Annotated in this window: 25 protein-coding genes; 7 read left to right on the forward strand and 18 right to left on the reverse strand. The window is 64.9% G+C overall.

From position 1 onward, the window contains the following. Positions 1–156 precede the first annotated feature (156 nt). The 9 genes from argH to ASD22_RS05460 form a co-directional block, all read right to left on the reverse strand. The gene (gene argH, locus ASD22_RS05420; protein WP_056079929.1) at positions 157–1,452 is read right to left on the reverse strand and encodes an argininosuccinate lyase; all 1,296 of its coding nucleotides are present in this window, start codon (positions 1,450–1,452) and stop codon (positions 157–159) included. A gap of 84 nt (positions 1,453–1,536) precedes the next feature. Beyond that, entirely contained in the window at positions 1,537–2,490 is a 954-nt protein-coding gene (gene argC / locus ASD22_RS05425) for an N-acetyl-gamma-glutamyl-phosphate reductase (protein ID WP_056079931.1), read from the reverse strand. Further along, complete coding sequence (locus ASD22_RS05430; RefSeq protein WP_056079934.1) at positions 2,487–3,809, reverse strand: acetylglutamate kinase; 1,323 nt, start codon at positions 3,807–3,809, stop codon at positions 2,487–2,489. Before ASD22_RS05430 ends, argC begins: the two co-directional genes overlap by 4 nt. Continuing rightward, positions 3,802–5,007 (reverse strand): acetylornithine deacetylase, encoded by a 1,206-nt coding sequence (locus tag ASD22_RS05435; RefSeq protein WP_056079937.1) that lies wholly within the window; start codon positions 5,005–5,007, stop codon positions 3,802–3,804. The genes ASD22_RS05430 and ASD22_RS05435 overlap by 8 nt, the downstream gene beginning before the upstream one ends. A 10-nt stretch (positions 5,008–5,017) precedes the next feature. Continuing rightward, positions 5,018–6,280, reverse strand: coding sequence for an argininosuccinate synthase (locus ASD22_RS05440; protein WP_200946340.1), 1,263 nt, complete (start codon positions 6,278–6,280; stop codon positions 5,018–5,020). A gap of 81 nt (positions 6,281–6,361) precedes the next feature. Beyond that, positions 6,362–6,835 carry an OsmC family protein gene (locus tag ASD22_RS05445; RefSeq protein ID WP_082520128.1) on the reverse strand — a complete coding sequence of 158 codons (474 nt, stop codon included), beginning with the start codon at positions 6,833–6,835 and terminating at the stop codon, positions 6,362–6,364. Beyond that, the gene (locus ASD22_RS05450) at positions 6,832–7,455 is read right to left on the reverse strand and encodes an FMN-binding negative transcriptional regulator (protein WP_056079942.1); all 624 of its coding nucleotides are present in this window, start codon (positions 7,453–7,455) and stop codon (positions 6,832–6,834) included. Before ASD22_RS05450 ends, ASD22_RS05445 begins: the two co-directional genes overlap by 4 nt. 10 nt (positions 7,456–7,465) lie before the next feature. Next, on the reverse strand, positions 7,466–8,473 hold the full coding sequence (locus tag ASD22_RS05455; protein ID WP_056079944.1) for an N-acetylornithine carbamoyltransferase: 1,008 nt from the start codon (positions 8,471–8,473) through the stop codon (positions 7,466–7,468). A gap of 376 nt (positions 8,474–8,849) precedes the next feature. Beyond that, entirely contained in the window at positions 8,850–9,377 is a 528-nt protein-coding gene (locus ASD22_RS05460) for a glycine zipper 2TM domain-containing protein (protein ID WP_056079947.1), read from the reverse strand. Positions 9,378–9,555: 178 nt separating this feature from the next. Here ASD22_RS05460 and cysS point away from each other — a divergent pair, with 178 nt between their 5' ends. Further along, positions 9,556–10,920 carry a cysteine--tRNA ligase gene (gene cysS, locus ASD22_RS05465; protein ID WP_056079949.1) on the forward strand — a complete coding sequence of 455 codons (1,365 nt, stop codon included), beginning with the start codon at positions 9,556–9,558 and terminating at the stop codon, positions 10,918–10,920. A 67-nt stretch (positions 10,921–10,987) separates the two neighbouring features. Further along, positions 10,988–11,413 (forward strand): SufE family protein, encoded by a 426-nt coding sequence (locus ASD22_RS05470; RefSeq protein WP_056079951.1) that lies wholly within the window; start codon positions 10,988–10,990, stop codon positions 11,411–11,413. Positions 11,414–11,517: 104 nt separating this feature from the next. Here ASD22_RS05470 and dksA read toward each other — a convergent pair whose 3' ends face one another. Further along, complete coding sequence (dksA, locus tag ASD22_RS05475; RefSeq protein WP_235577580.1) at positions 11,518–12,192, reverse strand: RNA polymerase-binding protein DksA; 675 nt, start codon at positions 12,190–12,192, stop codon at positions 11,518–11,520. On the opposite strand from dksA, the gene ASD22_RS16860 reads away from it, so the two are divergent. Both ASD22_RS16860 and yidD read left to right on the forward strand, forming a co-directional pair. Then, positions 12,182–12,952, forward strand: a complete 771-nt coding sequence (locus ASD22_RS16860; protein ID WP_162245052.1) for a hypothetical protein — start codon at positions 12,182–12,184, stop codon at positions 12,950–12,952. The genes dksA and ASD22_RS16860 overlap by 11 nt on opposite strands. Beyond that, complete coding sequence (yidD, locus tag ASD22_RS16330) at positions 12,858–13,121, forward strand: membrane protein insertion efficiency factor YidD (protein WP_082520131.1); 264 nt, start codon at positions 12,858–12,860, stop codon at positions 13,119–13,121. The genes ASD22_RS16860 and yidD overlap by 95 nt, the downstream gene beginning before the upstream one ends. 59 nt (positions 13,122–13,180) lie before the next feature. Here the strand turns inward: yidD and ASD22_RS05485 are convergent, their stop codons facing one another. Then, a complete protein-coding gene (locus ASD22_RS05485; RefSeq protein WP_056081009.1) occupies positions 13,181–14,491 on the reverse strand; it encodes an MFS transporter in 1,311 nt (436 codons plus the stop codon). A 108-nt stretch (positions 14,492–14,599) separates the two neighbouring features. Then, positions 14,600–15,232 carry a response regulator transcription factor gene (locus tag ASD22_RS05490; RefSeq protein ID WP_056079954.1) on the reverse strand — a complete coding sequence of 211 codons (633 nt, stop codon included), beginning with the start codon at positions 15,230–15,232 and terminating at the stop codon, positions 14,600–14,602. Between the two features lie 80 nt (positions 15,233–15,312). Between ASD22_RS05490 and ASD22_RS05495 the strand changes: the two genes are divergently transcribed. Beyond that, on the forward strand, positions 15,313–16,920 hold the full coding sequence (locus tag ASD22_RS05495; protein ID WP_235577529.1) for an MASE1 domain-containing protein: 1,608 nt from the start codon (positions 15,313–15,315) through the stop codon (positions 16,918–16,920). 407 nt (positions 16,921–17,327) lie between these two features. Here ASD22_RS05495 and fur read toward each other — a convergent pair whose 3' ends face one another. Beyond that, positions 17,328–17,750, reverse strand: a complete 423-nt coding sequence (gene fur, locus ASD22_RS05500; protein WP_007081897.1) for a ferric iron uptake transcriptional regulator — start codon at positions 17,748–17,750, stop codon at positions 17,328–17,330. A gap of 77 nt (positions 17,751–17,827) precedes the next feature. Between fur and bamE the strand changes: the two genes are divergently transcribed. Next, positions 17,828–18,298 (forward strand): outer membrane protein assembly factor BamE, encoded by a 471-nt coding sequence (gene bamE, locus ASD22_RS05505; protein WP_056079957.1) that lies wholly within the window; start codon positions 17,828–17,830, stop codon positions 18,296–18,298. A gap of 40 nt (positions 18,299–18,338) precedes the next feature. On the opposite strand, the gene ASD22_RS05510 is transcribed toward bamE, so the two are convergent. Then, positions 18,339–18,638 (reverse strand): RnfH family protein, encoded by a 300-nt coding sequence (locus ASD22_RS05510; RefSeq protein WP_056079960.1) that lies wholly within the window; start codon positions 18,636–18,638, stop codon positions 18,339–18,341. Next, positions 18,631–19,062 carry a type II toxin-antitoxin system RatA family toxin gene (locus tag ASD22_RS05515; protein WP_056081016.1) on the reverse strand — a complete coding sequence of 144 codons (432 nt, stop codon included), beginning with the start codon at positions 19,060–19,062 and terminating at the stop codon, positions 18,631–18,633. The genes ASD22_RS05510 and ASD22_RS05515 overlap by 8 nt, the downstream gene beginning before the upstream one ends. A gap of 82 nt (positions 19,063–19,144) precedes the next feature. Here ASD22_RS05515 and smpB point away from each other — a divergent pair, with 82 nt between their 5' ends. Further along, positions 19,145–19,633: an SsrA-binding protein SmpB gene (gene smpB, locus ASD22_RS05520; protein WP_056079964.1), complete on the forward strand. Its 489-nt coding sequence runs from the start codon at positions 19,145–19,147 to the stop codon at positions 19,631–19,633. A gap of 4 nt (positions 19,634–19,637) precedes the next feature. On the opposite strand, the gene ASD22_RS05525 is transcribed toward smpB, so the two are convergent. From ASD22_RS05525 to folP, 3 genes are all read right to left on the reverse strand, one after another. Next, positions 19,638–20,576: a 2-oxoglutarate and iron-dependent oxygenase domain-containing protein gene (locus tag ASD22_RS05525; protein ID WP_056079967.1), complete on the reverse strand. Its 939-nt coding sequence runs from the start codon at positions 20,574–20,576 to the stop codon at positions 19,638–19,640. A gap of 72 nt (positions 20,577–20,648) precedes the next feature. Further along, on the reverse strand, positions 20,649–22,001 hold the full coding sequence (gene glmM / locus ASD22_RS05530) for a phosphoglucosamine mutase (protein ID WP_056079969.1): 1,353 nt from the start codon (positions 21,999–22,001) through the stop codon (positions 20,649–20,651). Positions 22,002–22,053: 52 nt separating this feature from the next. Continuing rightward, a complete protein-coding gene (gene folP, locus ASD22_RS05535; protein WP_200946321.1) occupies positions 22,054–22,962 on the reverse strand; it encodes a dihydropteroate synthase in 909 nt (302 codons plus the stop codon). Positions 22,963–22,995 lie beyond the last annotated feature (33 nt).

The following is a 22,995-nucleotide window of genomic DNA, read 5'->3' on the forward strand; positions in this document are numbered from 1 at the left end:
GCTCGCTTCCCGACAGAACGATCGAGGTGGAACAGGCAAACATGCGGACGACCGGATGGACGCCTGGACGTCCATGATGCCGCATGCCCGCACGATGCAACGCCTTTGCCGAATGGACTGTGGACATCTCCCCTTCCCTCTCCATGCCGATCTTGTTCAGCCGCGTATGGCGTCGAGGCGCTGTTGCACCTGGTCGAGCTTCAGGTCATGGCCTGAACCGGGTGAGACGCGCGCTTCCAGGCTGGACTCGGGAGTGCGCCCGGCACCGGCCGCGCTGGCGGCTTCGGCGGCGGCGCGATAGGCATCGCGAAACGGCACGCCAGCCGCTGCCTGCTCGATCGCCACGTCGGTGGCATACATCGACGGCTCGATCGCCGCGCGCATGGCCGGCTCGTTCCACTGGAAACGCGCCAGCAGGTCGGGCACCAGCTCCAGCGCCGACAAACCGTGCGTCACGCCATGAAACAGCGAGCCCTTGGAAAACTGCAGGTCGCGCTGATAACCCGAGGGCAGCGACAGCAACTGCTCGATCTCGCAGCGCGCCGCCGCCACGCTGGCATAGCTGGCGCGCAGCAATTCGATCACGTCCGGATTGCGCTTGTTCGGCATGATCGAGCTGCCGGTGGTGTACTCGGCCGGCAGTTTCACGAAATTGAATTCGGCGGTGGTGAACAGCGACAGATCCCACGCCATGCGGCGCAGGTCCAGCAGTGCGCTGGCGATGGATTCCAGCACCGCCATCTCGAATTTTCCCCGCGACAGTTGCGCATAGACCGGCGACACCTGCATGCGGGAGAAGCCCAGCGCCTGCGTGGTGTGCGCGCGATCCAGCGGAAGATTCACGCCATAGCCGGCCGCGGTGCCCAGCGGGTTGGCGTCGATCCACACGGCGGTCTGCTGCGCGCGCAGCGCGTTGTCGGTGAAACCCTCGGCAAATCCGGCGAACCACATCGCGGTGGACGACACCACGGCACGCTGCAAGTGCGTATAGCCCGGCAGCGGCAACGTCGGTTCCGCCGCACGATCCAGGCAGACCTGGGCGATGTCGTGGCACAGCGTCTGCAGCGTGGCCAGCTTTTCCTTCAGCCAAAGCCGGGTGGCCACCAGGATCTGGTCGTTGCGGCTGCGCCCGGTATGCACGCGGCGGCCGGCGTCACCGAGCCGTTCGGTAAGTCGCGCCTCGATCGCGGAATGGCCGTCTTCATGGCGCTCATCCAGCACGAACACACCGCTGCGGAAATCCTCGGCCAGCGCATCCAACTCGCGCTTCAGCGCCGCCGCCTCGTCCGCGCCGACCACGCCGATGTTCGCCAGGCCTTCCACATGCGCCTTGCTGGCGGTGATGTCATGCAGGAAAAACTCGCGGTCCAGCAACACGTCGTTGCCGGCCAGGAACTGCATGATCTTCGCATCGATCTTGATGCCGTCTTTTTGCCAGAGGGGCTGGGTCATCGTAGGAAATCCTGTAGGAGCGCACCCTGTGCGCGATGGCTTGATGAGGCCTTGTGGAAGAGCTTTCGCGCACGGGGTGTGCTCCTACACCGGTATGCCGGTGTACTCGTCCACGCCCAGCACGCGGTTGATGTTCTGCATGGCCTGGGTGGCGGCGCCTTTCAGCAGGTTGTCCAGCGTCGCCACCACGACTACCCGCTTGCCATCGGCCGAGACCGCAAAACCGCCGACTTCGGCACGATGCGTGTGGGCCACGCGACTCACCCACGGCGCTTCGTCGGTGACATCCACCAGCTTTTCGCCGTCGTAGGCGGCGTGGAAGCGCGCCAGCACATCCTCGCGCTTCACCGAACGCGACAAGTACAGGTTGGTGGTGACGGTAAGCCCGCGGAAATGCGGTGCCACGTGCGGCATGAATTCCACCGGCAGGCCGAGATGGCGACTGGCCTCCTTCTCGTGCATGTGGCCAGTCAATGCATACGGCATCAGGTTGTCGCGCAGCTTTTCCGGATCGTTCTTGTCCGACGGCGTGGTGCCGGCGCCGGAGTAACCCGATACGCCGAAGCACACCGGCGGCGCGGCCAGCAGATCCTTCAGCGGTGTTACCGAAAGCTCGATCGCGGTGGCATAGCAACCGGGGTTGCTGATGCGCTTTTCGCCGCGCCAGCGACCGCGGGTCAGCTCGGGCAGGCCATAATACCAATGGTCATCGAAGCGGTAATCCGCCGACAGGTCGAGCAGCAGCGTGTCGGGCCGGCTGGCCTCGATCGCGGCCACGTACGGCGCCGCCTTGCCATTGGGCAACGCCAGGATCACCACGTCAGCCTTCTGCGCCGCCACGGCGTCGGCGTCGAGGCTGGCGTAGCGCAGCTCACCGGCAAAACCCTCGACGTGATCGGCCACGCGCTCGCCATCGAGTTCGCGCGAGGAGACGAAGGACAGCTCCAGCGCCGGGTGCGCCGCGATGAGGCGGATCAACTCCATGCCGGTGTGGCCGCGTGCGCCCACGATGCCGATGCTCTTTTTTTCCGTGCTCATGATTCCCGATCCAGCAGTGTCGGCTGCCGCGTGGCGCAATGGGCCACGCAACGGCCGATGTCATCGAAATTGTCCAGCCCGTACCAGAACACCTTCCAGCGCTCCTGCTTGAGGCTGCCGTCGGACTCGGCGTAATAGAACGGGTTGATCGCGTTGCCGTGGCGCGAACGCCAGAACAGCCGCGGATGCGCCTCGCGCATCACCTGCCACACGGCGCGACCCAGGCCTTCGCCCTGCGCGTCGTCGAGCACCGCGAATTTGTCGAGATACGGCATACCGCCCTCTTCGGTGAGGATCATCGCGGCGCGGTAATTCTCGCTGACGTAAACACAACGCGGCTTGGTGCGCTCGAAGTAGTCGGCCACCAGCATGCGACCGAAACTGGACTCGATCAGCGCGCGCAGCCGATCCAGGTCGATGCCTTCCCACGAGTCGTATTTCAGGACGCGCTCACCGCGACGCACCAGCGTGCCCGAACCCTTGTGGGTGAACAGCTCCTTGGCCAGCTCGGACGGCCGCGTGATCGACACCGACGAGGTCAGCGGCAGGTCCGACAACAGGTCGGCGATCTGCTCGATCTTCAGCCGCATGCCGCCGTTGATCCACGGCTGCGCCATCAGGTGGTCGTACTCGGTGCTGAGGTTGATCGAATCGATCACCTTGCCCTTCTCGTCCAGCAAGCCGCCGGTGCCGGTGAGGAACACGATCTTGTACGGCTGCAGCACGCGCACCAGCTCGTTGGCAGCGAAGTCGGCGTTGATGTTGAGGATCTGCCCGCTCGGCGTTTCGCCGAGGCTGGCGATCACCGGGATCGAACCGGCACGCAGGCTGGCATCGATCGGTGCCAGGTTGATGCTGTCCACCTTGCCGACCAGGCCGTACACGGACTGATCCAGGTAGCTGGACGCGAACACGCCCGACGGCACCGAGGTGGCACGCGCGTCCATGCCTTGCAACGCTTCCACCAGCCGCAGGTTCTGCGCCTGGAACACCTTGCGCACGATTGCCAGCGCTTCGGGCGAGGTGACCCGCAGGCCGTTGACGGTCTCCTTCACGATGCCGGCGGCAGCCAGTTCCTCGTCCAGTTGCGGCCCGGCGCCGTGCAGCACGATCGGCGTCAAACCCACTTGCTGCAGGAAGGTCAGCGACGAGGTCAACGCGGACAGGTCGTCGCGCAGCACCGCGCCGCCGACTTTCACCACGGCAAAGCGCTTGGCGTCCAGCTGCGAGAAGCGCTTCAGGTACTGCTGAATTTCCTTCGCGCTGCCCATGCTCGAAAGCAGGCGCACGATGGTCTGACGGGTACTCTTGTTATGCATTTCCACGATCGACGATCCGGTAGATGGTTTCTGCGTACTGCTGCAATTGGTCCAGCGCAACCCATTCGTCGGCGCTGTGCGCCTGGGCGATGTCGCCGGGGCCATAGACGAAGGCGGTATAGCCAGCGGCGGAGAACAGCGCCGCTTCGGTCCAGAAGTCCACCGCGTTGCCGACCGGGATACCCAGCTCGTCGGCCAGGTCGCGCGCGCGCAGGCGGCGCTCCTCGGCCCGCGCCGTGTCGCCTGCCGGCAGCGAAGGGCCGCGGAAGGTCTCCTCGAAATGCGCAGGCGCCGGTTCGGCCAAGGCGCGGAAGCTGTCCAGCAGGCCATCAGGCTGCATCGTGGGCAGCGGCCGCATGCCGAAGCGCAGCTCGGCGCTGGGCGCGATCATGTTGGCCTTGATGCCGCCTTCGATACGGCCAATGTTGAAGCGCAGACCGGTGAGGCCGCCGAAACGCTCATGCGACTGCGCGTCCACGAAATCCAGCGCCGCGTCACCCCAACGCACCGCCTGGTGCAGCGCGCTGTCGCTGGCCTTCTGCTCGCCTGACGCGTGGCCGGCATGGCCGGCGAAGCGCATCAGCACCGACTGGATGCCGCGATGCGCCAGCACGGCCTCACCCTTGGTCGGCTCGGCAATGATCACTGCTTGATAGCTCCCCTCTCCCTTTGGGAGAGGGGTCGGGGGAGAGGGTACGGCCGGAGTCATACCGTTCGCTCCACCCTCACCCCGACCCTCTCCCACAGGGAGAGGGGGAAAAGCACGGAGAAAACCCGCGATGCACCGCGGATCGTTGGCTTCCTCATCGGTGGAGAACAACAGCGCCATGTCGCCGTCGCTGGCATTGGCCACGGCCACCAACGCCGCCGCCGCGCCCTTGATGTCACAGGCACCAAGGCCGATCGCCCGATCCGACGTGACACGCAACGCATGCGGATCGGCCGTCCACGCCGGCGAATCCGGCACCGTATCCAGATGCACGTTGAACAGGTATTTCGGCGCGCCGCGCACGGCATGCAGGCTCACCGCGCCGGCGCCGTGATCGGTCACGGTCACGTCGAAGCCGGGCAACTGAGCGCGCAGGTAATCGAAGATGCCGCCAGTGTCGACCACCCGCGGTGGGTTACGCGTGTCGAAACCCACCAGCGCACGCAGGTGCTCCAGCGTCGCCTCAAGCAGCGTATCGCTCTTGACCATTCCCGATTCCCTATTCTCCATTCCCGGTCCTGTTGACCTCGGCCCACAGCGTGCTGCTCATGCCGAACAGCTTGATGAAGCCTTCCGCCTCTGCCACGCCCCAGTCGGCCGACTGCGCATAGGTGGCGCCCTTGGCGTTGAGGATGTGCTTCGATTCGATCGCCACCGCGTTGACCACGCCGCCATGCGTCTCCAGCGTCACTTCGCCATTGACGGTGGACTGGCTGGACGCAAGGAATGCTTCCAGGTCGGTCTTGATCGGATCGTGGAAGAAACCCTCGTACACCACCTCCACCCACTTGCGCGCCACATCGGGCTTGAAGCGGTTCTGCTGCTTGCTGAGCACGGCTTCTTCCAGCGCGCGGTGTGCGGTCAGCAGCGAAATCAGGCCGGGCGCTTCATAGATGATGCGGCCCTTCAGGCCGATGGTGGTGTCGCCGGTGTAGAGGCCGCGACCCACGCCGTAGGGCGCGAACAGGGCGTTCAATTTCGCCAGCAGCTTGTGGCCGGCGATCTTTTCGCCGTTCAGCGACACGGCTTCGCCATGCTCGAAGCCGATCTTCACCTGCAGCGGTTTGGACGGCCATTCGGCGCGCGGCTTGCACCAACCCACCGCACCTTCGCCCGGCGCCTGCCACTTGTCGATCTCGCCGCCGGACATGGTCAGGCCCAGCAGGTTTTCGTTGATGGTGTAGGCCTGCTGCTTGGCGCGCACGCCGAAGCCGCGCTCTTCCAGGAAGGCCTGCTCGTAGGCGCGCGTCTGCGTGTGTTCCTTCTGGATCTCGCGGATCGGCGCCACGATCTCGTAGTCACCCAGCGATTTCACCGCCAGGTCGAAGCGCACCTGGTCGTTGCCCATGCCGGTGCAGCCGTGCGCGATGGCGCGCGTACCCAGCTCGGCGGCGCGCTTCAGCGCGGCCTCCACGATCAGGTAGCGGTCGGACACCAGCAACGGGTACTGGCCCTGGTAGCCCTCGCCCGCCCATACGAACGGCTTGACGAAGCCGCTCCAGATCGCGGGGCCGCCGTCGACGGTGACGTGGCTGGCCACGCCCAGCTCCTTCGCGCGGTTCTCGATGAAGGCGCGCTCCTCGGCGTCCACACCGCCGGTGTCGGCGAACACGGTGTGCACGGCCCAGCCGCGCTCCTTGAGGTAAGGCACGCAGAAACTGGTGTCGAGGCCACCGGAGAAGGCAAGCACGATGTGCTTGCCTTCTCCGGTGGCGGGAATGGGGAATGGGGAATGGGGAATGGTAGAAGCGTTCGACATAATGGTTTTCCTGAAAAATGCGGACGTAGCAAAAACAGACGAGTTACGAAAAGCTGCTCTGGACGATTCCCTATTCCCGATTCTCTATTCCCGGCTCACAACAATGCGCGGTTCGCAGCGCACCGGGAAATTCACGGAATTGGCAATGAAACAGGCATGGTGGGCCGACTCGTGAGCCGCTTCGGCCTTGGCTGCATCGCTGGCCGCGCTGATCGTGACGGTGGGGCGCAACACCACTTCGACGAAATGGCCGCCATCCCCTTCCATGGCCATGGTGCCCTCAGCCGCATCGACATAGCCCGTCACCACCACACCGGCCACCGTCGCCATGTGGAGGTAGGACAGCATGTGGCAGGTCGACAAGGCGGTGACCAGCATGTCCTCGGGGTTGTGCTTTGCGGCGTCGCCCCGGAAGCTCGGGTCGGACGACCCGGCCAGCGGCGGCTTGCCCTCGATACGGATGACGTGGTCGCGACTGTAGTTGCGATAGCCGTCCGTGCCGCTGCCGAGGTTGCCGGTCCATTCCACGTCGACGCGATAGTGATGCTGATGGTTCACGATGCGGATTCCTCGCGTTGGTTCATCATGGCGGCCAGTTCCACATCGCCATCGCCGTCGCGCTGGCGCAAGCCGGCGATCACCCCTTCGCGGTTGCGCGCGGGATGGTTCTGGCTGAGCTTGAACTTGCCTTCGATGCGCTCGATCGTGACTTCGATACCGACGATCGCGCCCAGCAATTTCTCGACGTGATCCTCGGGCGCATCGCGGATTGTCCATGGCAGGGGCTGGCCGGATTCATGGTGATCGGTGAGCGCTTCCAACTGGCGGCGAACCCATGCCTCGTCGTCAACCACGCGAAGCCGGCCGTGCACGTGCACCACGGTGTAATTCCAGGTCGGCACTTCGCGCCCGGTCTCGTGCTTGCTCGGATACCAGTTCGGGCTGATATAGCCCTGCGGCCCCTGGAACACCACAAGCACCGGGGCGCCATCCATCGCCACCAACTCGTTGCCACGGGCGACATGTGCCTGCAGCGCGTCGCCGTTCCATTCGAACGGCAGATGGTTTGCCGCCAGCCCGCCCTGCGCCTGCACGACCACGGTGGCGAACGGATAGGCACGAACCAGATCGCGCAGGACCTCGCTGCGTGTTTCGCGAAATGACTTGGGCGCGTACATGGTGGTTGGCTCAGCCCTGGCCGATCAGCGAGGCCATGACCGCCTTCTGCACGTGCAGGCGGTTCTCGGCTTCATCGATGGCGATGCATGCGGGCGAATCCATCACCGCATCGGTGGCCTTGATGTTCCGCCGCAACGGCAGGCAATGGCTGAACAGGCCGTTGTTGGTCAGCGCCATCTTCGCTTCGTCGACGATGAAGTGCTTGTTGGCTTCGCGGATGGGCTTTTCCTGCTCCCAGCGACCGAAATAAGGCAACGCGCCCCAGCTCTTGGCGTAGACCACGTCGGCGCCGCTGTAGGCCTCTTCGATATTGTGACTGACCTTGAGCGAGCCGCCGTTCTGCTCCGCGTTCAGACGTCCATACGCCATGTAGCGCTCGTCCAGCACGTAATCCGGCGTGGGGCACAGCAACGTGACGTCCATGCCCATCTTGGTGGCGATCAGCAAGGCGGAGTTCGCCACCGCGGTGTTCAGCGGCTTGGGATGGTAGGTCCAGGTCAGCACGTACTTCTTGTTCTGCAGGCTGCCCAGGTGTTCCTTCAGCGCCAGCGCATGCGCCAGCTCCTGGCAGGGATGGGTGATCGTTTCCATGTTGATCACCGGCACCTTGGCGTATTGCGCGAATGCCTTGATCACGGTGTCCTGGCGGTCCACCGCCCAGTCCTGGAATTTGGGAAACGCGCGCACGGCGATCAGGTCGACATAGCGCGAAAGCACGCGCGCCACCTCGGCGATGTGCTCCTCGGTGTCGCCATCCATCACGCTGCCGACTTCGAACTCGATCGGCCACGCATCCTTGCCCGGCTGCAACACCACGGCATGCCCACCCAGCTGGAACGCACCCAGTTCGAAGCTGGTGCGCGTGCGCATCGAGGGGTTGAAGAACAGCAACGCGATCGACTTGCCGGCCATTTGCTGCCCGCCGGGCGAGCGCTTGAATTCGGCGGCTTGGGTCAGCAGCGCGTCGATCTCGGCGCGGCTGTAATCCTGGGTGGTCAGGAAATGTCGAGGTGCCATGGGGCGATACCTTGAGTGAGAGTCAGCCAATAGATACGTGTGAAACCAATTCCGAAAACGCAAAAACCCGGCACGAGGGCCGGGCTTTTTCGTCTATCCGCATAATTAACGTGCGCGACTGCCTACCCGGCCGAAAGTCGGTACCGCGGTCGGCGCGCGCGCGACGTCATGCCAGCGGCCATGCGGGCGCTGGTGAGGACGTTGGCGGTATAGACGGCTATGGACATGCGCGGAAATCGGTGATCAGCGTTGAACATGAACATGCATGATGGCGGGAATTTCGCTGCCTTGCAACAAAAATCTGCCGCCAGCCGCACACGCGATGCAAACGAATACGCCGCCCGAAGGCGGCGCATTCCGGTGACGCTGGCGCGGGTCAATCGGCCGGCTGCACGTTCACCCGGACCCGAAGCCGTTCGCCCGGATCGTAATTGAGCCGGGACACGTAGACCTCGCCCCGATACTTGTATTCGACGTCGTAGCCAACGATACGGCGCTGCTCGCTGACCGTGCTGACCTGCCGGCACTGCGTCTGCGTGGTTTCATACGTGCCGCCATGGTTGGACGCACGATTGCCCACGGCACCGCCCGCCACCGCGCCTGCCACGGTCGCCGCGCGGCGTCCATCGCCCTTGCCCACGGTGTTGCCCAGCACGCCACCGACGACGGCGCCGAGGATCGTGCCCGCGGTGCTGTTGCCGCGCTCCTGATGCACCACTTGCTGGTCGTAGCACTCCTGCCGCGGCACTTCGGTCTGGGTGATGGCCGACACCGGATCGACGCGCAATACGTCGGCCCAGCCGTAATGCGTGTTGTCGTCGCCATTGGCGTAGCGCCCGTCCTGGGCCTGGACGCCCGTCGTCGCCAAGGCCAGCAACAGCATGGGAAACAGCAGCTTGGTCATTACGAACTCCGATCAATAAGCACTGCAAGGATTGCGGTTGCTCCGTCATTGCAACAAATTCACGCTGAATAAACGCTTAGAATCAGCGGGTTCCGCCCGCCCCGCTTACACCTTGTTAAGATGCCGGGCTGCCGTAAAACGCCAGCACGCTTGTTCTCCATCGCGGATGCTCCAACCCATGCCGATTTCGCTCTACAACGGCCTCACCCGCCGGCTCGAACCCTTTGTTCCGCTCGACCCGCAACGGGTGACGATGTATGTGTGCGGCCCCACCGTCTACAACTTCGTGCACATCGGCAATGCGCGCCCGCCGGTGGTGTTCGATGTGCTGGCGCGGCTGCTGCGGCGGCATTACCCGCAGGTGGTGTACGCCCGCAACATCACCGACGTCGACGACAAGATCAATGCCGCCGCGCAGCAACAGGGCGTGCCGATCACCACCATCACCGACCGCTTCGCCCAGGCCTTCCGCGACGACATGGCCGGCCTCGGTGTGGCCCCGCCGGACATTGAGCCGCACGCCACCGCGCATATCGGCGAGATCGTCGCGATGGTCGAGCAGTTGCTCGCCAGCGGCCACGCATACGCCGCCGAGGGTCATGTGCTGTTCGATGTGGGCAGCTACCCGGCGTACGGCGAGCTGTCCGGCCGCGACACCGAGGAATTGATCGCCGGCGCGCGGGTGGACGTGGCGCCCTACAAGAAAAGCCCTGGCGACTTTGTGCTGTGGAAGCCGTCCACCCCGGAACTGCCCGGCTGGGACAGCCCGTGGGGCCGCGGTCGTCCCGGCTGGCATATCGAATGCTCGGCGATGAGCGCCGCCCACCTGGGCGAAACCATCGATATCCACGCCGGCGGCATCGACCTGCAGTTTCCGCATCACGAAAACGAGATCGCCCAATCCACTTGCGCGCATGGCGGCAAGGCGTTCGCCCGTTACTGGCTGCACAACGGCATGCTCACCTTCGGCGGCCGCAAGATGTCCAAGTCGCTGGGCAACGTGCTGCTGGTGCACGAACTCCTGCAGCAGCATCCGGCCGAGGCACTGCGCCTCATGTTGCTGCGCGGCCATTACCGCCAGCCGCTGGACTGGTCCGAAGACGCCATCCAGCAGGCGGTAAACACACTCGATGGCTGGTACCGCGTGCTGCGCGACCTGGACGGGATCGACCTCCCCGAAGGCGCGCTGCCGGTGCCGCCCGCCGTCGAGGCCGCGCTGTGCGATGACCTCAATACCCCGCAGGCGCTAGCGGAGTTGTCGCAACTGGCCGATGCCGCGCGCCAGGCCGGCACGGCCGCGGCCAAGGCTGAGCTGCTCGGTGGCGGCGCCTTGCTCGGCCTGCTGCAGCAGGCACCCGAAGCATGGTTCCAGCGCGGCGGGGAAACGATCGACGCCGTCCACATCGAAGGTCTGTTGCAGCAGCGCCGCGACGCCCGCGCCGCGCGCGACTTCGCCCGCGCGGACGCCATCCGCGCCGAGCTGGACGCGCTGGGCATCGTGATCGAGGACAGCGCCCAAGGAACCCGCTGGAGCGTCAAGTGAGGGTTATGGATGCGCCGATGAGCCAGCCGCATCCCCCCGCCTCCATCCGTTGCGCGATAATGAGCCGATGAATACGCAAACCAGCGCCGACGAGGCGCAGCAGGAAATCGCCGAGGAATTCGCCTATTTCGGCGACTGGACCGAGCGTTACCAATACCTGATCGACCTGGGCAAGCAACTGCCGCCGTTTCCGGAGGAGCACAAGACCGAGGACTACCGCGTGCTCGGTTGCCAGTCGATGGTCTGGCTGGTTCCCAGCGGCGATGCCCAGTGCATGCATTTCGAGGCGATCAGCGATTCGGCCATCGTTTCCGGCCTGATCGCGTTGGTGCTGCGCGTGTACTCGGACCGCCCGGCACGGGACATCGTGGATACCGAACCCGCCTTCATCGGCACCATTGGCCTGGCCAAGCACCTCTCGCCCACCCGCTCGAACGGGCTGGCGTCGATGCTGGCGAAATTGAAGGGCTACGCCGCGCAGGCACTGGCCTAGCCGCACGTCCACGACTGCGCATCGAGCGCACTCGCCGCGCGTACGCCGGCAAAGAAAAAGCCCCGCTTGAAGCGGGGCTTTTTCATGTCATTGAACCAGAGTGATCAATCGCCCATCTGCTTCTGCAGATGTTCGCGACGCTCCTGCGCATCGAGCGACAAGGTGGCGATGGGGCGGGCATCGAGCCGGTCCACGCCGATTTCCTCGTCGGTCTCCTCGCAGAAGCCGTAGCTGCCTTCCTCGATCCGGCGCAACGCCTTGTCGATCTTGGAAATCAGCTTGCGGTAGCGGTCACGCGTGCGCAGTTCCAGCGAGTTTTCGGTTTCGCGGGTGGCGCGCTCGGCCTCGTCACCGACATCGCGCACTTCTTCGCGCAGGTTGTCCATGGTCTGGCGCGATTCTTCCACCAACTGGTCGCGCCAGTCGCGCAGCTTGTTGCGGAAGTAGGCCAGGTGCTGCGGGTTCATGTACTCCTCGTCGGAGGACGGACGATACCCCTTGGGCAAGGCGATGACGCTGGTGGAAGGCAGCGCGTAGCGCCCGTCTTCCCGAGTGACACCGTTTTCAAGCTTTTTTGTAGCCGATTTATTCATTGATGATGACGAATTTTTATGATTATGGTGAGAGGCATGGTGCGCGGGAGCCGGGGCCTTCCGCGGGGTCACCATGGCGATGGCACTTGCCACCTTGCCTTTGTAGAGCGCGGTGGTGGAAGCCGGAACAGCCTGTTTGTTGGGTGCAGCCACCGGTGCGGGCCGGGGAGCGGATTTGGCCGACACGGCAGCCTTTGCCGTTTTGTCCTTGGCCGGCAGCGGCGCCTTGGGTTTCGAAGCAGGCTTCGAAGCAACCTTCGCCGCGGGTTTTGCCGGTGGTGCAGACTTCTTCGCTACCGGCTTGATGGGGGTTTTCGAAACCGTCGAGCGCCTGGATGCTGGTTTCTGCGCCGACTTCTTTGCGACCGCCGGTTTGACCGACGCCTTCGTCACAGCTTGCTTCACGGGGGCTTTTTTTGCCACCCCTTTCTTCGGCGCGCTCTTTGCGCTAGCCGGTTTGGCAGACGCTTTCGCTGCCGGCCTGGCCGTGACTTTCTTTGCCGTCACAGCAGCCGACTTCGCCTTTTTCACGGTCGCCGGCTTGCGTGCCGCCGTGGTCTTTGCGGCGGGCTTCGCCGCAGCGGCCGGGCGCTTGGCGGTTGCCGACTTCGCCACGGGCTTGGCTTTGCCGCCCTTGACGGCGGCAGCCTTGGGCTTGCCGGCCGACTTGGTCGGAACCTTGTCCTTTTTAACCTTGGCAGCGGTCGAACTACGCGTCGTATTCGCCATATTCCTTCACCGTTTTTGGCCGTGGCGGCCGGGAGTTATAGCCCATGTGCCCTACACCGGCAAGCTCGATTCTGGAATACTCGTGGCACTGAATTCCCCAGCTCGCCGCGGTTACGTCTGTCTTGACCCGATTGATACTGTTGTTGCTCCGTTTCTACAAGCGTTGGCTCAGCCCACTGCTGGGACCGCGCTGCCGATTTCATCCCAGTTGCTCTGATTATGCACGTATCGCGGTGACGCGCTTCGGCCCGTGGCGTGGAAGTTTGTTGACCGGCTGGCGACTGCTGCGCTGCCAGCCGCTGTGCACGGGTGGTGAGGATCCGGTGCCCGAGCATTTCCACCTTGCCCGCTGCCGATCACACGACCACACCACCGGTCCCCATTGACCGTCGAGCGGCGACATTACCCGAGATCCAGCAACGCCGTCGCTGATCCCGCCCCTGCATTAGATCGCGACCGTCGGCTCACCTGACGCAACGGGTTCGTGCGCGGAACGCGGCGTGATCAGCAAGGCCAGCAACGTCACCACCGCTGCCGCGGCAAGGTAATAGCCGACGTAGGCCAGGCCACGCGTCGCCGCCAGCCAGGTGGCGATATACGGCGCCAGCGACGCACCGAAAATGCCCGCCATGTTGAACGCCAGCGATGCGCCGGTATAGCGCACCGCGGTGGGAAACATCTGCGCCAACGCCGTGCCCAGGGGGCCGTATGTCAGCCCCATCACACCCAGGCCCAGCGAAAGGAACAGGAGAACGCTGGTCATGCTGCCGGCCGTGAACAGCGGCGCGAAACCGATACCGAAAGCCAGGATCAGCAAGGTGGAAAGCACCATCGCCAGACGCGCACCGTAACGATCGGCGAAGATGGCCGACAGGGGGATGGTGATACCGAACAGGATCACGCCGAGCATCTGCAGCAGCAGGAATTCTTCGCGCGAATAACCCAGCCGCGTGGTGGCCCAACTCAGGGCGAACACCGTCATCAGATAAAACAATACGAACGTGGCCAGCGCCGTGAAGGTGCCGGCCAGCAGTGCGCGCGGATGGTGGGCGAGCACGGTCAGCATCGGCATGCGCACGCGCTCATGGCGCGATATCGCGCGGGCGAAGTCGGGCGTCTCGTGCAGCTTCAACCGCATCCACAAGCCGATCACCACCAGCGCCGCGCTGCCCAGGAACGGAACGCGCCAGCCCCAGGCGAAGAATGCGGCCTCGCCGATACCCTGGGTCAGCCACAAGAACATGCCGGAAGACAGGAAGAAGCCGATCGGCGCACCGAGCTGCGGAAACATGCCGTACCACGCACGCTTGCCCGGCGGTGCATTCTCGGTCGCCAGCAACACGGCGCCGCCCCACTCGCCACCCAGACCCAGACCCTGGCCGAAACGGCACAGCGCCAGCAGCACGGGCGCAGCCACGCCGATGTCCGCATAGGTGGGCAACAAGCCGATGGTCACGGTGGAAATGCCCATGGTCAGCAAGGCCGCCACCAGGGTCGCCTTGCGCCCGACGCGGTCGCCGAAGTGGCCGAACACGGCCGAACCGATCGGGCGCGCGAAGAACGCCAGCGCAAACGTGGCCAGCGATTCCAGCGTGGCCGAGGTGGCGTCCGCCGCGGGGAAAAACAGCGTCGGGAAAATCAACACCGCCGCCGTGGCGTAGATGTAGAAATCGAAGAACTCGATCGTGGTGCCGATCAGGCTGGCAAAAAGAATGCGGCGCGGCGAATTGACCGGCACGACCTCGGTGTCACTCATGCCATGGCTCCCCTGTTGGCTGGACGGCAATTCTGACAGAGCGCAGCCCACCGCGGCATCATCGCGGTTCATCGCGGATGGCCGTCCATTCGAGGGCTTGCTGGTAGGTCAGGCCGCCGGCAACAGGCTGCGTTCGCTGGCCATGCGGTAAAGCTCGAGCTCGGAACCGGCGCCGAGTTTCCCCATCACGCTGGCCCGATGGATATAGACGGTTTTCTGGCCAATGCCCAGCTCGGCAGCCACCTGTTTGGGCGCGCGCCCGGCGGCAAGCAGCAAAAAGACTTCGCGTTCGCGGGCCGTCAGCCGGTGGATGGGATCAAGCGCGTCGCCTGGCCGTTCCGCACGCCGCTTGCGGATATCCGAGCTCAGGAAGCTCTCGCCATTCATCACGGCGCGCAGCCCGGCCACCAGTTCCTCCGGCGCAACGCCCTTGGTCACGTAGCCGCTGGCGCCACGGCGCATGGCTTCGGAAATGTACGGTTCGCCATCGTGCATGCTCAGCACCACGATGCGGGTCTGCGGCGCCACGCTCAGCAGATGCTCGATCAGCGGCAGCCCGCTGCCGTCAGGCAACGACAGATCCAGCGCCACGAGATCGGGGAGCCACTGGGTTACCGCCTCCACCGCGTCGTCGGCGCAACGGCATTCGGCGATCACGTCCAGATCGGGCTCAAGCTCGATCAAGCGCTTGAACCCTTCGCGGACGATGGCGTGGTCGTCAACCAGAACGATACTGTGCATGTCCCTACTTTACACACGCGCGTGCGCCACGGCACGACTTCCACTTCCTAAGGAACCACCGCCGCGACATGGTGCCGCACATGTACCATCGCGCCATGCTATCGAAGTCGTTCCTCACGTCATGTCTCGGCCCCATGCTGGGGCTCGCTTATTTCCTGGCGTGGATGGCGCTGTGGCCCACGGCGCAGCCATTCTGGATGTTGCCGTACGGGCTGCGATTCGGCGCCCTGCTGCTTGCACCCATGCGTTATTGGGGCTGGCTGCTGGGCGCGGAATGTGTCGCCTCGTTCGGCATCGTCATGAACCAGGGCGCGCCCGCCGGCTGGAACGGTCTCCTTTTCGGCGAACTGCCGGACATGCTGGTGATGGCCGGCGGCTTGTGGCTGGTGCGCCGGTTCGGCTGGCAGGTCACATTGAATACACCCCAGCAGATGGCGCGGCTGCTGTTGATCGTGCTGGTGCTGGTGGCTGCCACCGCGATCACCGACGCCACGGCGCTCACCGCGCTCCATCGTGGCAGCGACCAGATGCTGAGGATCCTGGGCGAACAACTGCTCAGCCATTATCTGGCGATTCTCCTGCTGGTCCCCCTGATGGTGATGCTGTTGCAGGATCGACTGGACCGCGGGGCGCTGATCAGCCTGTTGATCGACGGCGTGCTGGTGATGCTGCCTTCGATGGCAATCCTGCTTCTGCTGTCGCGACAGGCCGCTCCCGAGCCGCAATTCGCCCGCGTGCTGTCTCTGGCACCGATCCTGTATTTCGCGTTCCGGCATGGCTGGCGCGGAGCCAGCCTGGCCATGCTGGTCACCAGCGCGGGCATTACCCTGGCCGAGCACCGCCTGGGCTATGCGCCCTCGACTGCATCGGCCTATCTGCTGCTGGCGGTGGCCGGTACCGGCGCCATCATGCTGGGATCGGCCACCGACGCCTTGCGCGAGAGCAGCGCGTACGTGGCCGAGCAGAACGCCTACATGGGGGCGGTCAATTACCACCTCGACCAGCTCACCGGCCAGCTGCGCAATGCCGCGCGCGGCAACCTGCGCGCCGACGAAAACCAGCGCAGGCACCTGGCCGCCGAACTCCACGACGAACTGGGGCAGAACATCACCGCCATCCAGACCCACGTGAAACTGGCGGAAGCGCGTCTGCGGCAGGCCGGGCTGGAAGACATCAGCAGCTCGATCAACACCATCCTGGGGCATATGCGGCGGGCCCTGCATCGGCTGCTCGACGACTTGCGCCCCGCGGTGCTGGACGAGTTCGGCCTGATGCGCGCGCTTGACGAAGGCCCGATACGCGACTTGCTGACCACCGCGGGCATCGCGTACCACACGGACCTGTACGGCGATCCACGTCAGCTCGACGAGGACATCCGCACGGCGATCTATCGCCTGGCGCAGGAAAGCGCCACCAACGCCGTCAAGCACTCCGGCGCCACCGAATTCCGCTTGCGCCTGCGCATTGGCAAACGCCAGGGCATCGCGCTGGCACTGCTGGACCTGCGCGACAACGGTACCGGCCTGCCCGCTCGCGTACCTCGTGGCGGACGCGGCCTGCAGGGCATGCGCGACCGGGTGACCTCACTGGGTGGGGATTTCAGGCTGCACCCGCAGCAGCCCGGCGTTCACCTGCGGATCCTGCTGCGAAACAGCAACGGTGGCGCCGACCCTTCCGCGCTGGCGTGAGGCGCAGCGAACAAAGAGCCTGCCTGACCGGATGCCACCGATGTCATTCAGCTTCAAGGCGGAGGCCACGGTGAATCACCGCGTCACCTAGGAATTTTTCCAATATCCGGCCCGTGAAAGCTTCGTTAGTATCGTTCCATCGATGTGGGGGAGCCACCATCGCAAGATGGTGTATCGAAGCAACCGTGGGGACGGGCGCTTCGAGAAAAACGGCAGGATGCCGTTTTTGCCGCGACTTGTGGCGTACCCGATGCCAGCGAGCAATTCGCTGAATCGGAGCTCGACAGGTAACGGAACAACCGCAGGCGGACAGGAGTCCAACTGCGGTTTTTTTTGTGCTTTTTTTGTCCCCTACCCGGATCTTGCCGAGTGCCGCCAAGCGGCATCAGCGCCCGGGGACCGAAGGCTCAGGCCTTCCCGGCCCGCCGCTTGGGACGCACGTAGAGAACCAGGCTGTGGTCCTCGATAACGTAGCCATGCCGGGCCGCGATTTCGTGCTGCAGCCGCTCGATCTCCTCGCTGACGAACTCAATCACTTTTCCGCTGTCCACATCGATCATGTGGTCATGATGTTTGCCGCGGTCGAGTTCGTAGACAGCCTGGCCGCCCTCGAAATTGTGCTTGACGACGATGCCTGCTGCCTCGAACTGGGTCAGCACGCGATAAACCGTCGCCAGGCCGATGTCTTCCTGATGGGCCAGCAATTTCTTGTAGACGTCTTCGGCGGTGAGATGATTGCCCTCCTCCTCGTCGAAGATCTGCAGGATGCGCATGCGCGGATGGGTGACCTTGAGGCCAACCCGACGCAGTTCCCTGGTTTCCTGTTCCATCACTGACCTCCAGGCGCACAGCGCTACCGAAACGGTAGTGTATCATCCGACACCTTTATGATTGGGACGCACCACGCATGCAAAAGCTGATCTCCCTGCTGGTTTTCACCATGCTGGCGGTCTCCATCGCCGGCTGCCACATCGTCTACACACCCGATGTGCAACAGGGCAACCTGCTCGACAAGAAGACGGTCGATCAGCTGAAGCCGGGGATGACCAAGCGTCAGGTGCTGGTGCTGATGGGCACACCGTCGGTGGCCACGCCCTTCGAGCAGAGCCGCTGGGATTACGTGTCCACGCAGTCGCATCGCGGTGGCCCGATCAAGATACGCACCCTCACGCTGACCTTCAACAACGACACGCTGGTACGTACCGAAGGTGACTTCTTCCCGCAGGACGCGGAGAAGCTGCTGGAAGACAGCAAGAAGTATCACGCCGACTATCCGGTCAACGAAACCGAGGGCGACAAGAGTGAGAAGCCGAAACAGGACGACGGCGGTTTCGGCGCGGGCGCCAGCAGCGGCGGGGATAACGACGACGGTCAATGACCGTGTGAAGTAACCGGCCGGGCACGCCCGGTACGGTTTCTCAGCGGCGCCGCGCCCGCCGCCGACGCGCTTCCATGGGGTCGAGCACGAGCGGCCGGTAGATTTCCACCCGGTCGCCTTGGCCAAGCACCTGATCTGGGGATACCCGACGCGAGAAAATACCCAATCGCGTCGGGTCAATCGTGCCCACTGGCACGTCCCTTTCCAGTTCCGAAGCAGTGACCGCTTCCATCACCGTGGTGCCAGCCGGCAATTCCAGGCGACGAACGATCTGCCGCGTTGCATCGGCATACGCCACTTCCACCGTAATCGCAGAGCCGTCTGGCGTGGCGTCATCCATACAGGCGCTCGGCCTCCCGGCAGAAGTCGTCGACCATGCGATTGCCCAGGCCCTGGAAACCCAGCTTGAGCAGGGTACCGCCGAAGCGGCCGGCGAAATCGAAATCCAGCGCCAGCGCCACCTTGCAACCGGCATCGCCGAGCGCGGTGAAGGTCCATACGCCGTCGAGCGAGCGGAACGGACCACCCACCAGGCGGATGTCGATGCGCTGCGGAGGCTCGGCCGTGTTGCGGGTGGTGAAGCTATGCCGCAACCCGGCGAAGTTCAGATCCAGCCGCGCCTCCAGCACGTTGCCATCGCGCTCGATCACTTCCGACGAGGCGCACCAGTTGAAACGCTTTGGGTATGCTTCCACATCGTTGACCAGATCGAACATCTGCTCGGGCGTAAAGCGCACCAGCGCACTGCGACGAATTTCGATCACGGCAGCCTCTTCCAATCATCAATGGCCTGGCCCCTTCCGCGGTCGCGTCAGCAGCAGGCCGAAAGGCGAGAGTTTAACGGACATGGCCAAAACGAAGGACAAGGACACCAAGGGCAGCGGCACCATCGCGCTCAACAAGCGCGCGCGCTTCGAATACCACATCGACCAGCGTTTCGAATGCGGCGTGGCCTTGCAGGGTTGGGAACTGAAGGCCTTGCGCGCCGGCCGGATCAATTTCGGCGACAGCTACGCGGTGGTGCTGAAGAACGAGATCTTCCTGGTCGGCGCGTCGATCCCGCCGCTGATCAGCGCCTCCACCCACGTGATCGCCGAGGATCGGCGCACCCGCAAGCTGCTGCTGCATCGCAAGGAGATCGACCAGCTGGTCGGCGCCGTCGAGCGCAAGGGTTACACCCTGGTGCCCACCGCGATGTACTGGAAAGGCAACAAGGTGAAGGTGGAAATCGGCCTGGCCCGCGGCAAGCAGGAGCACGACAAGCGCGATACCGAGAAGCAGCGCGACTGGCAGATCGAGAAGCAGCGCACCATGCGCGCGCACAACCGCGCCTGAGGGCTCAGCCGATCAGCTTGATCTCGCGCAACCGCTGCATGAGGTACTCGTGCGCGGTGATCGAGGTGTCGTAGCGGCGCGGGTTGTCCGGCGTGATGCATGGTGCCAGCGGATCGAGCACCACGTCCGGGTTCGGGTGCAGGAAGAACGGCACCGAATAGCGCGGCTTGCGCGCATTCTCGTTGGGCGGATTGACCACCCGGTGCGAGGTGGACGGAAACACGTGGTTGGTCAGCCGCTGCAGCATGTCACCGATGTTCACCACGATGGCGTCGCCCTCGGTGGTGATCGGCAGCCACTGGCCGTGGCTCAGCACTTCCAGTCCCTCGGCGCTGGCGCCCACCAGCAAGGTGATGAGGTTGATGTCCTCGTGCGCGCCGGCGCGCACGTTCGGGATGTCGCTGGCGTCGTCGATCGGCGGGTAATGGATCGGGCGCAGGATCGAGTTGCCGGCGTCGATCTTGTCCTCGAAGAAGTTTTCCGGTTGTTCGATGTGCAACGCCAGCGCGCGCAGCACGCGGCTGCCCAGATCGTCCAGCGCCTGGTACAGGCCGTAGCCCCAGCGCTTGAAATCCGGCACCTCGGCCGGCCACACATTCGGTGGCATCACGTCGGCGAACTTCGAGTCGCGCGGAATCTCGCGACCGATGTGCCAGAACTCCTTGAGGTCGGCGTACTGGCTGCCCTTGGCCGTTTCCACCTTGAACGGGGTATAGCCACGCGCGCCGCCGCTGCCGGGGATGTGGTACTTCAGCTTGGTTTCGGTAGGTAGCGCGAAGAAGCGCTGGAAGGCGTCGTAGGCGCCGTCGATCAGCTCGCGGGCGATGCCGTGGCCGCTGATGCAGCAGAAGCCGAATTCGCGATAGGCCGCGCCCAGTTCGGCGACGAAGGCGTCGCGGTCGCTGTCGTAGCGGCGGATATCGAGCGTGGGAACGTGTTGCATGGCTGTAGTCCAGTTGGGCCCGCATGGGCGGTGCACGTCGGGCCTACCATGGCGACCCGTACAACTACAGGTTCACGAACGTTCGGCCACCGATTTTACTATCCCCGCCAGCTTCTCCGCCAACGATTGCACCTCGTCGGCGTCGGCGCCCTCGATGGTGACGCGCACCAGCGGCTCGGTGCCCGACGCGCGCAAGACCACCCGGCCGCGGCCGCGCAGGATTTCCTCCACCTCGGCCTGCGCCTGGCGCACTTCGGCGCTGCCCAGGGATTCGCGGGCACCGTTGGCGCGCACGTTCAGCATCACCTGCGGCAGTTTGTTCAGTCCCGCGCGGGCGCCCACCAGGTCCTGGCCGGCTTCTCCGAGCGCTTCCAGCACGGCCAGCGCGGAGACGATGCCGTCGCCGGTGGTGGCGCGGTCCAGGCACAGGATATGGCCCGAGGTTTCGCCGCCGAGCATGCCCTTGTGCTGCTTCAGCTGCTGCATCACGTAGCGGTCGCCCACGTTGGCGCGGATCAGCGGCACATCGATCTTGCCCAGCGCCAGCTCCAGGCCGTAGTTGCTCATCTGCGTGCCGACCACCGGGCCTTGCAGCAGACCACGCCGGCGCAGGCTGTGGGCCAGCACGTAGAGGATGTCGTCGCCATCGGCCAGCGTGCCGTGGCGGTCGACCAGCACCACGCGGTCGCCGTCGCCATCGAAGCCGATGCCGATGTCGGCGGCATGTTCAAGCACCGCCTGCTGCAGCGCCTGCGGGTGGGTGCTGCCCACGCCGTGGTTGATGTTGAAACCGTCGGGCTTGTCGCCGATCGCCACCACCTCGGCACCCAGCTCCCTGAACACGCGCGGCGCCACCTGGTAGGTGGCGCCGTGGGCGCAATCGAGCACCAGCTTCAGCCCGCGCAGGCTGAAATCCTCGGGCACGGTGGCCTTGCAGAATTCGGTGTAGCGCGCCACCACGTCGGTGAGGCGGCTGGCCTTGCCCAGCTTCTCCGACGCCACGGTGACGAAGTCGGCATCCACTTCCTGCTCGATCGCCAGCTCCACCTCGTCGGACAGCTTCTCGCCGTCGGCGGAGAAGAACTTGATGCCGTTGTCGTGGTGCGGGTTGTGCGAGGCGCTGATCACGATGCCGGCGCTGGCGCGCATCGAGCGGGTGAGAAACGCCACCGCGGGCGTGGGGATCGGGCCGAGCAGGCCCACGTCGACGCCCGCGGCCACCAGGCCCGCCTCCAGCGCCGACTCGAACATGTAGCCGGACACGCGCGTGTCCTTGCCGATCAGGACCAGCGGGCGGCCCTTGCTGTTGCGCGCCAGCACGCTGCCGGCGGCGCGTCCCAGGCGTAGCATGAAATCCGCGCTGATCGGCCACTCACCCACCATGCCGCGGATACCGTCGGTGCCGAAATACTTGCGTTGCGTCATGGGGTTTCCTTGTCCATTCCCGGCCATCCGGCCGGCGGAAGAAGTGGATGGATCAATCGTCGTCGGGCCAGCGCGGCATCGCGCTCTTTTCCTCGCGGCGCGGCGCCGCGTCCAACGCCTGCACCGGCTGCCACACCGCCAGCGCATCCACCGTGGCAGCCACATCATGAACGCGCACCATGCGCGCGCCGCGCTGTACCGCGATCAACGCGGCGGCGACCGAGCCGGCCACGCGCTCGGCGGGTACCTGCCGCCCGGTCAGCGTGCCGATCATCGACTTGCGCGACAAGCCCGCGTACACGCCGCTGCCCAGCGAGGTGAAGCGATCCAGCGCGGCCAGCAGCGCCAGGTTGTGCTCCAGCGTCTTGCCGAAGCAGAAACCCGGGTCGACCATCACGTTCCTGCGCTCGATACCGGCCAGCTCGCAGGCGAACAGCCGGTCGGTGAGGAAGCGATGCACCTCGCCGACCACGTCGTCGTAATGCGGCGCGTCCTGCATGCTGCGCGGCTCGCCCTGCATGTGCATCAGGCACACCGGCACGCGCAGCTCGGCGACGGCTTCCATCGCGCCCTCGCGGCGCAGCGCGTAGACGTCGTTGATCATGCCCGCGCCGGCGGCTACCGCCGCGCGCATCACCTCGGGCTTGGACGTGTCGATGGCGATGGGCACCTCGCTGCGCGAGGCCAGTTGTTCGATCACCGCGATGACGCGGTGCAGCTCCTCGTCCACCGGCACATCGGCCGCGCCCGGACGGGTGGATTCGCCGCCCACATCGATCATGTCGGCGCCCTCCTCCACCATCTGCAGCGCGTGCGCCACGGCAGCGTCCACGCTGTCGTGGCTGCCACCGTCGGAGAACGAATCGGGGGTGAGGTTGAGAATGCCCACCACGCGTGGGCGATCCAGCCGCAGTGGCCGGCCGTGGCAATCGAGTACGGGCGCCAGCAGATCCATCGACATGCAATTACCTCGTGGTGACGCCGCGCCGGGGCG

The sequence above is a fragment of the Rhodanobacter sp. Root480 genome (genome assembly GCF_001426645.1).
Classification (GTDB): Bacteria; Pseudomonadota; Gammaproteobacteria; order Xanthomonadales; family Rhodanobacteraceae; genus Rhodanobacter; species Rhodanobacter ginsenosidimutans.